This window comes from Faecalicatena contorta (assembly GCF_003149105.1).
In the GTDB taxonomy this organism is placed as follows: domain Bacteria; phylum Bacillota; class Clostridia; order Lachnospirales; family Lachnospiraceae; genus Muricomes; species Muricomes contortus_C.
The window spans coordinates 162,040-176,244 of sequence record NZ_QGDS01000004.1 but is presented as its reverse complement, the minus strand read 5'-3'; the positions used below and the strand labels follow the sequence as shown (position 1 = coordinate 176,244).

At 42.7% G+C, this 14,205-nt stretch carries 13 protein-coding genes; 11 read left to right on the top strand and 2 right to left on the bottom strand.

What is annotated here, in order from left to right; all coding sequences use genetic code 11:
* Positions 1–15 precede the first annotated feature (15 nt).
* Positions 16–219, bottom strand: a complete 204-nt coding sequence (locus A8805_RS08820; protein WP_109710174.1) for a cold-shock protein — start codon at positions 217–219, stop codon at positions 16–18.
* A 367-nt stretch (positions 220–586) separates the two neighbouring features.
* Here A8805_RS08820 and A8805_RS08815 point away from each other — a divergent pair, with 367 nt between their 5' ends.
* Positions 587–2,095 carry an FGGY-family carbohydrate kinase gene (locus tag A8805_RS08815; protein WP_109710172.1) on the top strand — a complete coding sequence of 503 codons (1,509 nt, stop codon included), beginning with the start codon at positions 587–589 and terminating at the stop codon, positions 2,093–2,095.
* Positions 2,096–2,121: 26 nt separating this feature from the next.
* Positions 2,122–3,207, top strand: a complete 1,086-nt coding sequence (locus A8805_RS08810) for an alcohol dehydrogenase catalytic domain-containing protein (protein WP_109710169.1) — start codon at positions 2,122–2,124, stop codon at positions 3,205–3,207.
* A 72-nt stretch (positions 3,208–3,279) separates the two neighbouring features.
* Here the strand turns inward: A8805_RS08810 and A8805_RS08805 are convergent, their stop codons facing one another.
* The gene (locus A8805_RS08805; RefSeq protein WP_109710167.1) at positions 3,280–3,888 is read right to left on the bottom strand and encodes a DUF624 domain-containing protein; all 609 of its coding nucleotides are present in this window, start codon (positions 3,886–3,888) and stop codon (positions 3,280–3,282) included.
* 286 nt (positions 3,889–4,174) lie between these two features.
* Here A8805_RS08805 and A8805_RS08800 point away from each other — a divergent pair, with 286 nt between their 5' ends.
* The 9 genes from A8805_RS08800 to A8805_RS08760 all read left to right on the top strand — a co-directional run bounded on the left by A8805_RS08800 (position 4,175) and on the right by A8805_RS08760 (position 14,170).
* Positions 4,175–5,614: an ABC transporter substrate-binding protein gene (locus A8805_RS08800; protein WP_109710165.1), complete on the top strand. Its 1,440-nt coding sequence runs from the start codon at positions 4,175–4,177 to the stop codon at positions 5,612–5,614.
* Between the two features lie 116 nt (positions 5,615–5,730).
* The gene (locus A8805_RS08795) at positions 5,731–6,666 is read left to right on the top strand and encodes a carbohydrate ABC transporter permease (RefSeq protein WP_109710163.1); all 936 of its coding nucleotides are present in this window, start codon (positions 5,731–5,733) and stop codon (positions 6,664–6,666) included.
* Positions 6,667–6,714: 48 nt separating this feature from the next.
* On the top strand, positions 6,715–7,539 hold the full coding sequence (locus tag A8805_RS08790) for a carbohydrate ABC transporter permease (protein ID WP_181392781.1): 825 nt from the start codon (positions 6,715–6,717) through the stop codon (positions 7,537–7,539).
* A gap of 10 nt (positions 7,540–7,549) precedes the next feature.
* Positions 7,550–8,701, top strand: coding sequence for an ABC transporter ATP-binding protein (locus tag A8805_RS08785; protein ID WP_109710158.1), 1,152 nt, complete (start codon positions 7,550–7,552; stop codon positions 8,699–8,701).
* A 3-nt stretch (positions 8,702–8,704) separates the two neighbouring features.
* Positions 8,705–9,826 carry an ABC transporter ATP-binding protein gene (locus A8805_RS08780; RefSeq protein WP_109710157.1) on the top strand — a complete coding sequence of 374 codons (1,122 nt, stop codon included), beginning with the start codon at positions 8,705–8,707 and terminating at the stop codon, positions 9,824–9,826.
* Positions 9,827–9,888: 62 nt separating this feature from the next.
* A complete protein-coding gene (locus A8805_RS08775) occupies positions 9,889–10,980 on the top strand; it encodes an alcohol dehydrogenase catalytic domain-containing protein (RefSeq protein ID WP_109710154.1) in 1,092 nt (363 codons plus the stop codon).
* A gap of 51 nt (positions 10,981–11,031) precedes the next feature.
* Positions 11,032–12,027, top strand: a complete 996-nt coding sequence (locus tag A8805_RS08770) for a dihydroxyacetone kinase subunit DhaK (protein WP_109710152.1) — start codon at positions 11,032–11,034, stop codon at positions 12,025–12,027.
* A 35-nt stretch (positions 12,028–12,062) separates the two neighbouring features.
* Positions 12,063–12,701: a dihydroxyacetone kinase subunit DhaL gene (dhaL, locus tag A8805_RS08765; protein WP_109710151.1), complete on the top strand. Its 639-nt coding sequence runs from the start codon at positions 12,063–12,065 to the stop codon at positions 12,699–12,701.
* Between the two features lie 266 nt (positions 12,702–12,967).
* On the top strand, positions 12,968–14,170 hold the full coding sequence (locus tag A8805_RS08760) for an AI-2E family transporter (RefSeq protein WP_109710149.1): 1,203 nt from the start codon (positions 12,968–12,970) through the stop codon (positions 14,168–14,170).
* Positions 14,171–14,205 lie beyond the last annotated feature (35 nt).

Genomic DNA, 14,205 nt, shown 5'->3' with positions numbered 1-14,205 from the left:
TCTCTCTAAAATTTCTTATGCGCCAACTACGTTGACAGCCTGAGGTCCGCGGCTTCCTTCTGTGATGTCAAAAACTACGTCCTGACCTTCGTCCAGAGTCTTGTATCCATCGATAGCGATTCCTGAGAAGTGTACGAATACGTCTTCGCCGTTTTCGCTGTTAGTGATGAATCCAAATCCTTTTTGTGCGTTAAACCATTTTACTGTACCTTTGTTCATGAAAGATACCTCCTGAATAATATTATTTGTAAATCTGGGAAAATAAAAAATCACATATTTTTGTAAAGCATCATCAATAGAAAAGGTAATGATTTACAAAAATATGTGAAATCTAAATCCTATGAAAATACCCTTTTACAATACCATGAATTATACAAAAAGTCAATTTCAAAAGTTGTGTTTTTTATGAGATTTTCTTCGACAAATTCTTTAATATAATTTCCAGTGGTTGAAGGGCAATTCTTTCAGGAATAGAAATTGTTATAAAATATAATTGTTTTTTTGATTCCATAACGGTATAATCAATCTTAAGTAAATACGGTTACAAAAGTAGCGCAGTGTAAAAGAACAGGAAGGAGCTTTGAAGATGGGAAAGTATGTGATTGGCCTGGATAATGGCGGTACTTCTACGAAAGCAGCTGTCTTCGATTTGAAAGGAAAAGAGATTTGTTCTGCGGGAAAGCAGACCAGAGTGATTACCCCTAAATCTGGTTATACAGAGAGGGATATGGAAGAAGTGTGGCTGGCAAACTGTGAATGTGTAAAAAAGGCTTTGGAAAAGGGCGGGATTGATGGCAGGGATGTGCTTGGAATCGCGGTCTGCGGACATGGAAAGGGACTTTATCCATGGGGAAAGGATGACAAACCGGCATACAACGGAATTATTTCCACAGACAGCCGTGCGTGGAAGTACCCAAAAAAGTGGTATGAGAATGGAGTATATGAAGAACTTCATGATCAGTTGTGCCAGGAGTTTATGGCGTGTCAGCAGGTGGCGCTTCTTGCATGGTTCAAAGACCATCACAAAGATGTATATGACAACATTGAATATGTATTTTCTGTAAAGGATTATATCCGCTTCCGCCTTACCGGAGAGGCTTACAGTGAAGCCACAGATATATCCGGTTCCGGGCTGATGGATGTGAAAAATGCACGGTTTGACCAGGAAATTCTGGATAAGCTGGGAATTGGGGAAGTGTATGAAAAACTTGCACCTATCAAATATTCCTATGATGTTTGCGGGACAATTACCCGGGAAGCATCCTTCCTTACAGGACTTATGGAGGGAACACCGGTGGCAGGCGGTATGTTTGATATTGATGCGTGTGCGGTGGCTGTTGATGTGACCTCGCCGGAGCAGTTATGTACGATTGCGGGAACCTGGAGTATTAACGAGTACATATCTAAGCAGCCCGTAATGGACGGAAGCATTGCTATGAATTCGCTGTTTGCCATGCCGGGATACTACCTGGTGGAAGAGTGCAGTGCCACTTCCTCGGGGAACCTGGAATGGTTTTTGGAAAATTGCATGGAAAATGAGCGGCTGCCGGAAGGCAAAAGTATATACGATGCAGTGAATGAAAAGGTGTCCTCCGTTGCCCCGGAAGAATCGGATGTATATTTCCTTCCCTTCCTTTATGGGTCTAACGCCCACCCTCTGGGAAAGGGAGCTTTTATCGGTCTTACAACATTCCATGATAAAGCCCATATGCTGAGGGCTGTTTACGAAGGGGTTGCCTATTCCCACAAAACCCATATTGAACGTCTTTTGTCTTCCAGAAAGGCGCCGGAGGCAATACGCATGGCGGGAGGCGCGGTGAATTCCAAAGTCTGGGTACAGATGTTTGCGGACGTATTGGGATTTCCGATTGAAACTGTAGAAGCCAGGGAACTGGGAGCACTGGGGTGCGGAATGGCAGCGGCGATTGCGGCAGGTGTATATAAGGACTACAGGGAGGCGGCTGAAAATATGGTGCATATATCTGACAGGATATATCCCGATGCAGAAAAGACAGCCATTTATCAGAAAAAGTATGAGAAATACCGTGCGGTAAGCAAAGCACTTGATACTGTCTGGGGACAGTTTGAAGTATAAATTAAAAAAGAAAGGTGGAAACATTTATGGCAAACAAAGGCGGCACCCCAAAAACAATGAAGGCATTGGTGGCATACAGTAAAGATGATTACCGGTTTGAGCCGGAATATCCCACACCGGAATGTGGACCTGATGACATTATCATTAAGACTGAGGCTTGCGGTGTTTGTGCAGGTGATTTAAAGTGCAGCCACGGGGCGGCAATGTTCTGGGGAGATGAAACTCAGCCCTCATGGGTAAAACCTCCATTTATTCCGGGGCATGAATTTTACGGGCGTATTGTGGAAATGGGTGAGAATGTAGAGGATTATGAACTGGGTGACAGAATTATTGCAGACCAGATTGTTCCCTGCGGAAAGTGCAGATTCTGTAAGGATGGGCATTACTGGATGTGCCAGCCCCATGATATGCTTGGCTTTCAGTCCTATACAAATGGCGGAATGGCGGAATATGTAAGATATCCAAAGAATTGTGTCATCAGCCGTGTTCCTGAGGAAATGACGACGGAGCAGGCGCTTCTGATAGAGCCTTATGGATGCTCCAAACATGCGGTAGACCGCGGAAGTATTACAAATGAAGATGTAGTAGTAATTTCCGGTGCGGGGACTCTCGGACTTGGAATGGTTACTTATGCCAGAATGAAAAACCCGAAGCTGTTAATTGTTCTGGATATGCAGGAAGACCGTCTGGCTAAAGCAAAAGAATTTGGCGCAGACCTGGTATTTAATCCGGGAAAATGTGATATAGACAAAGAAATTAAGGCTTTAACAGAGGGTTATGGTTGTGATGTATATATTGAGGCGACCGGGCATCCTTCCAGTGTAATCCAGGGACTTACCATCACAAGAAAGCTGGGACGCTTTGTAGAGTTTAGTGTATTTGGCTCAGAGACAACAGTAGATTGGTCTATTATCGGGGATAGAAAAGAACTGGATATTCTCGGCGCACATCTGAGCCCTTATGCGTTTCCATTTGTAATTGAAAACATGATAAAAGGCAACTTGAAGACAGACGGCGTAGTATCTAATATGTTCTCTCTTGAAGAGTGGGAGAAAGCATTTGATTATGCTACAGGAAAGTATGGAGATTTCAAGGTAGCATTTAAGTTCTAAATATAAAAAAGTAAGACAGAAAAAGAGACTGCCGCATGGATGGATTAAAAAATCCGTCCATGCGGCAGTTTTTTATTCTTGAAGATATTTTTGAAAAACTTTATTAAAAACAGCCATGACAGCGTATGCAATTAAAGAATGACCGAAGAGGACAAACAGTCCTCTCGCCGCTGTAAAGCGGATAAACAAAAATATAGCAATGCCGTAAAAGGCTGCAGCTATTAGTGTGACAGGCACATACATAAAGGTGAATACAAAAGCATTAAAGAGAATCTCCCGCATTGTTCCGGTGAAGGTTATCATGACGGGGAAAATCCAGAGCATGACAAGGACCATAGTGAGGAAAGCAAGGCTGGATATGGCAAATAACACTGTTTTCCCGGGAACCTGGGCGGTGTTAAGTATGTAATATCCCATGCAGAAGATGGCTGTGAGAAATGTAAAGGCAATCCACATAACGGTTGCCCTTTTCCAATGCACCTTAAACCCGGTTTTGAAATTCCGAAGTACTGAAGTATTTCCGTGGGACAATTGGCTTGCAGAATAATATTGGGCGGCCGTGGCTGCGCCTGCGGTGATAATAGGGATACAGCATACCAACCAGACGAGGTTCAGCAGTGTAAGGCGGCTCAGAAGAACTGCAGATTTCATAAAACCACTGTCATATTCAAAAACTTTCATAGATAAGATTCCTCCTAGTGTGATGGGATAATCATACACTAAAAAATCAACTGCTGCAAGCGTGAAAAAGTTTGTTAAAGAAAAAACAAACAAAAACATAAACAAAAATAACGTTAAATTAGTGCAAAATTTACATAGAAAATTGGTAAAAGTGCAATATGTAAAATTACTTGACAAAAGTATTACCAATTAATATAATAAAATTAAGCGTTTTCCATAAAAAGTTACGGGCAGGTAAACCGGAACTGTATTTATGGCAAAACTTAAATATTAAGGAGGAAAAGGTATGAAAAAGCAGAGAGTTATTAGTGTAATTCTTAGTGCGGTAATGGTTGGCACAATGCTGGCTGGCTGCGGAGGCGGAAGTTCTGACGGAGGTTCAGACTCGACAGACAGCAAAGAAGTATCAAGTGGTTCAGCGGAAGATTTTGACTGGAAGAACTACGAGGGAACAACAATTAATGTTATGTTTAACGAGCATAACTATTCCAAGGCCGTTATTTCCAAGATTGAGGAGTTTGAGGATTTGACAGGTATTACAGTTAAGTACTCATCAACACCTGAGTCTAACTACTTCGACAAACTGAACACATCATTGAGCAGCCGTTCCGGTACCCCGGATGTATATATGACAGGTGCTTATCAGGTTTGGGAATATGCATCAGCAGGTTACATGGAGCCATTGGAGAATTACATAAATGACGCTTCTAAGACAGCGCCAGATTATAACTTTGATGATTTTATTGGTGCTACAGTTGATTCGCTTCAATGGGATCTTGTTCCGGGGCATGCAGTAGGCGAAGGTTCCCAGTGGGCACTTCCAATGGGCTGGGAATTAAATAACCTGGCATATAATAAGACTGTATTTGAGGAAAAGGGACTTACTGTTCCAACAACTACAGACGAACTGCTTGAGACGGCGAAGTCTCTGAATGAGTTCAATGGTTCCGGATCTTATGGTGTTGCTGTACGTGGTACACGTGAATGGGCTACTATTCATCCTGGATATATGTCATTATTTGCAACATGGGGCGGAAAGGATTTTGCAATCGAGGATGGAAAGCTTGTTTGTCAGTTAGATTCCAAAGAGGCTATCGAGATGACAGATTACTGGGTTGACTTAATCAAAGAAGCAGGCGCTCCGCAGTGGTCTAACTACACATGGTATGAAGCAAGTTCTGACCTGGGTGCAGGCAAAGCTGCCATGTTATTTGATGCTACAAGTGCTGCTTACTTCCAGAACTACGAAGGCGCTTCCGACCAGTCTGGAAACATTGCATGGTCCACAATCCCACTTCCGTCAGGCAAGACTGAGGATGATATGAAAGCCAATGTCTGGATCTGGTCACTGGCTATGAATGCAGATTCTAAGAACAAAGATGCTGCATGGTACTTTATTCAATATTTCACAAGCCCAGACTACATGCTGTATGCAGGAACGGACGGAGCAAGCCCGGATACACCTCGTACATCTGTAATGGAAAGTGAAGAATACAAGAGTATTGTTGGTTCTGCTGATAATTATCTTGAGTCAATTGATATCTTATCAAAGAATGCAACCATTCAATTCACTCCACAGCCATATTTCTTCGAATGTACAACGAAGTGGGCTGAGACTCTTCAGGACCTTGTTCTTACAGATAAATACTCATCTACAGAAGAAGCGATGAAACAGTTGAAGAAGGAATTGGATACTATTGTATCTGATTTGGATGTATCTGAATAATCTTAGAAAACTTAAATTATTGGTGGAATGTCTATTTTTGAAAGGTTAAGGCAAGGAGGGGTTACCTGACCCTCCTTGATTTTTTAAAACCGGAAATTGGAATTGGAGGAAACGGAATGAGAGAGCAGAAAAAAAACAGTGCCGCTGTGAGCGAACTTAATGTGGTGCCGTTTAAGACAAGGGTACGTCCTTACCTGATTGTAGCTCCAGCATTGATTATTACAATTGGGATTATGATTCCCTTTGCAATGTCTATTTACTTTTCATTGACGAGCTATTCGTTCAGGATGCCAACGTATAAGTTTATAGGATTGAAAAACTGGATTACCATAGTGACATCACCTGGATTTTGGAAAGCTGTATGGGTAACTCTGAGATATGCGTTCTTTAGTACAGTTCTTGAGATGGGATTGGGGATGGGGGTTGCCATGCTTCTTAACAGCCTTAATAACCGCTTTTCCAAGATACTCAGAGTTGTTCTTATATTCCCACTTATGGTTGCCCCTATTACAGCCACAATTATCTGGCAGCTGATGTTAAATAACTCGGTAGGTGTAGTAGAAAAATTCCTGAACATCTTCGGAGTCTATAATTTTCCGTGGGCAGCCAGTGCATCAACGGCGATGATGACGGTGGTTATGATTGATATATGGGTTAATACCTCATTTTGCATGCTTTTGGTACTTGCCGGACTACAGTCACTTCCAAAATCACCATTTGAATCTGCAAAGATTGATGGCGGAAGTGCATTATTTAACTTCTGGAATCTGACACTGCCTATGCTGAAGCCAAGCTTGTATATTGCCCTTCTGTTCCGTCTTATGGCGGCATTGCAGGAGTATGCAATTATCTTCGGTCTGACGAAGGGAGGCCCGGGTGATACATTAATGAACCTGTCGCTGACTTCGTATCAAACAGGATTCCAGTTCCAAAAATTCGGATTTGCTCTTCCGTACATACTGGTACTGTGGGTTTTTATCAACATTGTTGCAAAGCAGATTGTCAAGAGACAGCGTGCTGCTCAGAAACAGGCGTCTGGATTGGAAGAATAGTAAGCGTTGGAACAGATTGAAAATAAATAGTCAGAAAGGATGTCAAGCATGAGTACAGGTAAAAAAAGATTGGGCTTAATTGTCCAGAATTTACTATTAGTTATATATGCAATCTTTGCTTTGTTCCCGTTGATTTGGATGCTTATCCTGTCAATAAAGTCCGATGCCCAGATGTATACAACTACGTTTGTATTTACCCCTACATTGGATAACTATAGAGCAGTATTGCTTGAATCGGATTATATCCGGTACATGATAGACAGTTTGATTGTAGCAGGAGGAGCAGTTTTAGTTTCAATTATTGCAGGTGTTCCGGCAGCATACGCACTTGCAAGATATAATTTCAAGAAGAAGGAAGACATTGCATTCCAGATCCTGTCTTTCAAATTTGCTCCTGAGATTTTGGTTGTATTACCATTATTTATGATTTTCCAGAAATTAGGCATTTATGATTCCTATTTCGGACTTATCTGGGTGTATCAGTTAATTTCCATGCCTCTTCTGATATGGGTTGTAAGAGGTTACTTTGAAGATATTTCGATTGAGATTGAGCATGCGGCTCAGGTGGATGGTTACACATGGTATCAGATATTCTTTAAGATGCTGATTCCGCTCATTAAGCCGGGACTTGTATCTGCATCTTTGCTGGCATTTATCTTCGCATGGAACAGTTTTACATTTCCGTTAATCCTGGCGGGTACAAACGTTCAGCCAATTACGGTAGCTATTACAAAGTTCCTCGGAACAGACAGTGCCCATTACGGACAGCTGGCTGTTGCAGCAACCGTGTCTGCTCTGCCGGCAATTATTTTTGCATTATGTATTCAGAAACACTTGGTACGTGGTCTGAGTTTTGGTGCTGTGAAGGGATAGGTGTGAGAATATGTCAAGAATAGAACTGGAAAATGTTACAAAGAAATTCGGAAAGGTTACAGCCCTTGACGGTATTTCTCTGGATATAAAGGACAAGGAATTCTTTGTACTGTTTGGACCCGCAGGTGCCGGGAAAACTACAATTCTTAACTGTATTGCGGGTATTCAGATACCAGAAGAAGGAACTATAAAGTTTGACGGAGAAGTTGTGAATCTGGTGGATGCCGCACACAGGAATACCGCCATGGTATTTGAAAATTATGCATTGTACCCTCAGATGACCGTATATGATAATATGGCGTCCCCTTTAAGAAGTAATTTATATAAGAAAGACGAGAAGTACATCAAAAATAAAATTCAGGAAGTTGCTGAGATGATGAAGATGGAACATCTTCTTGAACGCCTTCCCAGCCAGTTATCCAATGGACAGAAGCAGCGTGTTGCTATGGGTCGTGCACTGGTCCGTTCTCCAAGAGTATACTTGATGGATGAGCCTCTGGCCCACTTGGATGCAAAGCTCCGTAACTCTATGCGTACCGAGCTGAAAGAAATTCAGGCAAACTTTGGTACCACCAGTGTATATGTAACCCATGATTTTATGGAAGCGATGTCCCTGGGAGACAGAATTGCAATTGTTAACGAGGGCAAGATTGTACAGATAGGCACAAGTGATGAGATTTACTACATGCCGTGCAACGAGTTTGTTTCTCAGCTTATGGGCGACCCGGAGATTAATATTATCAGCGGAACTTTGAAAAAAGAGGAAGATTCCTGGCAGTTTGCAATGGATGCCGGAGGGAAGGTTTATACTCTTCCGGAAGAGGATGAGCTTTTCGCCAGGCTGGAGCAAATGGGATGTGAGAACGTGGATATCGGAATGAGACCTCAGAACCTGAAATATTCCTTTGAACCAAAAGAGGGATATCTCAAATGCACAGTATACAGCTATGAAAGCATTGGCAACAAGGCGGTTATTGTTGCAGATATGAAAGGGCTGCAGCTTAGAATGATTGCACCAAACGGTCTTACTGTTAAAATTGACCAGAATGTTTATGTAGATATGGAACTTAACCATGCTATGTTCTTCAATGCAGAGACAAAAGAATATTTGACCAGATACAATGAAGCCGCAGTAAAAGCTTTGGCGGAACAGGAGGGCTAGGATATGGCAGGATTAAGAATTGAAAATCTTTATAAACGTTATGAGAATTCCGGCAAAAATAAGAAAAATGCCGTAAAGAATGATTTTGCCGTGAAAGACCTGAACCTTGTATGTGAACAGGGCGAATTCATTGCACTTCTGGGACCATCTGGATGTGGTAAGACTACGACTCTGCGTATGACTGCAGGTCTGGAAGATATTACTGACGGAAAGATCTATATCGGGGATACGCTGGTAAATGATCTTCATCCAAAAGACCGCCATATCGGCCTGGCTTTTGAGGATTATGCAATGTATCCTCCCCTTACAGTATATGATAATATTGCGTTCAACTTAAAAGCGAAAGGCGTTGACAAGGCGGAAATTAATAAGCGTGTCAAGGAAATTGCTCCTCTGATGCAGTGTGATGACCTGCTGGATAAGATGCCGGTTAAGTTATCCGGCGGACAGAAACAGCGTGTAAATATTGCCCGCGCGATTATCCGGCGTCCGGAACTGCTCTTGATGGATGAGCCTTTATCTCATCTGGATGGTAAGGCACGTCAGGCTATGCGTACAGAAATTAAACGTCTTATTAATGATATTAAGTGTACAACGGTATATGTAACACATGACCAGTTGGAGGCGATGTCCCTTGCAGACAAAATTGCAATTATCAATTTTGGTGTTCTTCAGCAGTTCGGTACACCGGCGGAAGTATATGATGACCCGGTTAATGAGTTTGTCGCTTCCTTTATCGGTGAACCGCCTATGAACATTCTTGAGACAACGATTATAGGAGAGGAAGAAAAGTTCTTCTTTACATTTGCAGACAGTAAGCTGAAAATTGCCGTTCCTAAACGTTATCACAAGATAGTAAGCAACGGATTTAAGTGTAAGATGGGTGTCCGCCCTATGGACGTTCTTATTGGACGGGCGGATTCTGAGGGCACACCAGAGGAAGTGGCAACTTTTGAGAACCTTGGAGATGAACGCCGTATAGGTATTCATGTGGGCGAGGCGCTGCTTATGCTTATTACAGATGATGAGACGCGGTATAAGAGCGGTGACATTATTAAATTGGAAGTTCGCGGGGAGAAAACTCATTTATTTGATATTGAAACGGGAGACCGTATCCGCGAATAGTACAGTAACTATTATGGATACGCAGATTAAAGGAATCTGCGGAATTTAAGGAGGCAGTCATTATGATCAATTTACCTGAAAAAATGAAAGCAATTGTGGCATATGCACCTGGAGATTACAGATTTGAAATGGTGGACACTCCAAGAGCCGGGGAAGGAGAAATGATTCTCAAGGTTGAGGCTTGCGGTGTCTGCGCAGGTGATACAAAAGCATATGCCGGAGCAGCAAGTTTCTGGGGACTTGACGGACAGGCGAAGTACATAAAAGAACCTATGATTCCCGGACATGAATTTGTTGGAACAGTTGTAGAAGTTGGACCCAAAGTAAAAGGAAACTGGAAACTTGGGGACCGTATCTGTCCGGAACAGATTGTACCATGCGGAGAATGTATGTTCTGTAAGACAGGCCGCCACTGGATGTGCGAGAAGCATGATCTGTTTGGTTTCCAGAACAATGTAAACGGTGGTATGGCAGAATATGTAAAGCTGACCAGGGAGGCTCTTCCCTATCTGGTTCCCGGAGATATGCCTATTGAAAAAGCTGTTTTAATTGAACCATATGGCTGTTCGTTCCATTGTGTAGAGCGTGCACAGGTTACACCAAGAGACTTTGTGGTTCTCTCCGGAGTTGGTACATTAGGACTTGGAATGGTTGGTGCGCTTCATCAGGCAAATCCCAAATGCCTGGTTGTACTGGATATGAATGAGGCACGTCTTGAAAAAGCGCTGGAGTTTGGTGCTGATATTGCCATGAATCCGGCTAAGGAGGATGTAGTTGCCAAAATTAAGGAAATGACCGGCGGATATGGTTGTGATATATATATAGAAGCAACCGGGCATCCGGCAAGTGTACAGCAGGGTCTGGATGCAATACGTAAGATGGGACGCTTTGTAGAGTTTTCCGTATTCGGACAGCCGGTAACAGTAGACTGGTCCATTATTTCTGACAGAAAAGAGCTGGATCTTCTGGGTGTACATTTAAGCCCATACTGCTATGACACTGTAATAGAGTGGATTGGCAGCGGCAAGCTTCCCACAGAGGGGGTTGTAACTCATAAGTTCCCCCTTGAAAAATGGGAGGAAGCGTTCCATATTGCCAAGACAGGTGAAAGTGGAGCCATGAAAGTTATTCTCGTACCTGACATGGAAGCATAAATTTTTAGAAACAGTGACAGCGGTCTCAAGATAAGAGGAGGAAAACAGAGTATGCAGCGTATATTGAATAACCCGGATAATATTGTAGATGAAATGCTCAAAGGCTTTTTGAAAGCTCATTCTGATATTGTGGAGGCTACAGAAAATCCCCGTGTAGTAAAGGCAAAGAACATTCCGGCAGATAAAGTGGGGGTTGTAACCGGCGGCGGTTCCGGCCACAAGCCTGCATTTGCAGGGTATGTGGGAGAGAATATGTGTGACGCAGTGGCTGTGGGCGAGATTTGCTCATCCCCTACGGCGGCAGCCTTCCTGGATGCATGCAAGGTAGCGGATCAGGGAAAAGGCGTCGCCTGCCTGTACGGTAATTATTCCGGTGATAACATGAATGTAAAAATGGCAGTGAAAATGGCAAAGAAGGCAGGAATCACTGTAAAAACTGTAGTTGCCAATGATGATGTGGCATCTGCGCCCAAGGATCAGAGAGAGAAACGCCGCGGGGTGGCAGGGGAAGTTCTCATGTGGAAAGTAGGGGGAGCAAAAGCTGCCCAGGGCGGAGATTTGGATGAAGTTATTGCAGCCGCACAAAAAGCCATTGACAATACCCGTTCGGTAGGAATTGGCCTTACTCCATGCACATTACCGGCAGTGGGACATCCAAATTTTGAGATTAAAGATGGCACTATGGAAGTTGGAATCGGACATCACGGGGAACCGGGAATCGAAGTATGCGCCCTGGAAACAGCTGATAAGATGGCAAAGAGAATGACAGATGTTGTGCTGCCGGATTATCCTTTTGCAGAAGGTGACGAAGTAATTGTGCTGGTATCAGGACTCGGTGCGACTCCGATCATGGAATTGTATGTGCTTTATGATGAAATTGACAAATTGTTGAAGGATAAGGGAATTAAAACCCACAGAGCATATGTAGGGAATTATTTCACATCACTGGAAATGATGGGTGCAACATTGACGATTATGAAGTTGGATGATGAACTGAAAGAGCTGATGGATATGCCGGCATACAGTATGGGGCTCAAACAAAAATAGAAGTATACGAAAACATACAAGGAGGCCAGAAGAATATGGGCACATTTAAAAACAGTGACGGTAAACCGGTTTTACTGAAGATGGTGAAGGCAATTCAGGAAAATAAAGCATATCTGGGTGAAGTGGACGGACTCATCGGCGATGGTGACCATGGCATGAATATGAACAAGGGCTTCAGCGTTTTTGAGGAGAGATTTAAGGATCAGGATTTTGGGTTTTCTGAGGGTCTGGATGAACTGGGTATGATTCTTCTCAATGAAATTGGCGGCTCTATGGGACCTATTTATGGAACAATTTTTATAGATATGGCAGAAGCAGGAGAAGATCTGAAGGAAATCGATATATCTGGTCTTGCAAAAATGCTGGAAGCAGGGCTTGAAGGACTGTGCGAAATCGTTGAGGCAAAGGTGGGAGATAAAACTCTCGTGGATACCTTATCTCCTGCAGTAGATGTGCTGAAGGCAGCGGCACAGAGCGGAAAGGACTATAAGGAAACTCTGGAAGAGATGAAAGCGGCGGCTGAAGCCGGACGTGATTCTACAAAAGAGATGGTGGCAAAGTTTGGACGTTCCAGCAGATTGGGAGAGCGTTCACGTGGAGTCCTGGATGCAGGGGCGGCTTCCTGCTGTATTATTTTGACAGCTATGGCAGATGGGATTGCAGAATTTCTGTAAAATATAATGCCTGTTGAATGAGAGTAAACTTAAAAATATTACTTGCTTTTTAAGTGTTAAAGAAGGCTGGAATCCGTTAAGGTCAAAGGATTCCAGCCTTTCTATATGGCACCGCCGTGTGGGAGGCAGCCCTAATCAGTGAATTAGGAGGATATAAAGCAGGATTAAGCGGATATACAAAAGCGTGGAACTATTGCTGATTATATGTTAAAATGTGGAATAATCGGTTACAATCTGAATAGTGAACGTGAGAAAGCAGGTACGGTATGAATTTAAATAAGGAGAATTTACAAAAAATTAAAGGTCTGATTTTATTTACAATCGTTGTCCTGGTGGCCCTTTGGAAGTACAGTCTGGTGCTGGGTGCCCTGGGATTTGTTTTGAAGATTTTATTTCCATTCCTTTTGGGCGGGGCGATTGCCTTTATTCTGAATGTGCCCATGCATTTTCTGGAGCATAAGCTATTTTGTAATAAAAGGATAGAAGGAACGAAATGGTCCAAAAGGCTGGCAAGGCCGCTGAGCCTGACTCTTACCATATTGCTTGTACTGGGAGTAATTATGCTTGTCATATTTGTGGTTGTACCTAAACTGGGAAGCACTATTATGTCACTGGGTAAGAATATACAGAATTTTCTGCCGAAGGTACAATACTGGGTGGAAGAGTTATTTAACAATAACCAGGAAATTGTGACCTGGATCAATGATGTGACTATAGACTGGCAAAAAGTGCTGGACAGCATTATGGCATTCTTTAAAAATGGTGCGGGCAGTGTGCTTGACTCCACGTTTACTGTGGCAAAAAGTATTGTAAGCGGCATGACTACTTTTATTATTGCTTTTGTGTTTGCATGCTACATTTTGTTGCAGAAGGAACGGCTGAATATTCAGATACGTAAGATTATGTATGCATATCTGAAAAAAGAGTATGTGGAAAAGATACTGGATGTATGCTCTCTGACTTATAAAACATTTTCCAGCTTTTTGACAGGACAGTGTGTGGAAGCGGTGATTCTAGGAACCATGTTTTTTGTTGTAATGACAGTATTACGTCTGCCGTATGCATTGCTTGTAGGTGTACTGATAACGTTTACAGCATTGATTCCTATTTTCGGCGCCTTTATAGGACTCTTTGTAGGGGCTTTTTTGATCTTGATAGAGGCACCGGTGAAGGCATTGATATTTGTAGTTATGTTTTTTATACTGCAGCAGATTGAGGGCAACTTGATTTATCCGAAGGTTGTGGGAAATTCAGTGGGCCTTCCTTCTATCTGGGTTCTGGCAGCAGTCAGTATAGGCGGCAGTCTCATGGGAATCGTAGGGATGTTGATTTTCATTCCTGTTGTTTCAGTAGTCTATACATTGTTCCGTAATAATGTATATGGGCAGTTAAGGCGGAAAGGGCTAAGGGTAGACAATACTTCTGGAGAATTATTACAGGAACAGGAGAAAGCCGGGAATAAAAACTAAAAGTAGAATAATAGTCAAAAAAGTGATATACTAGA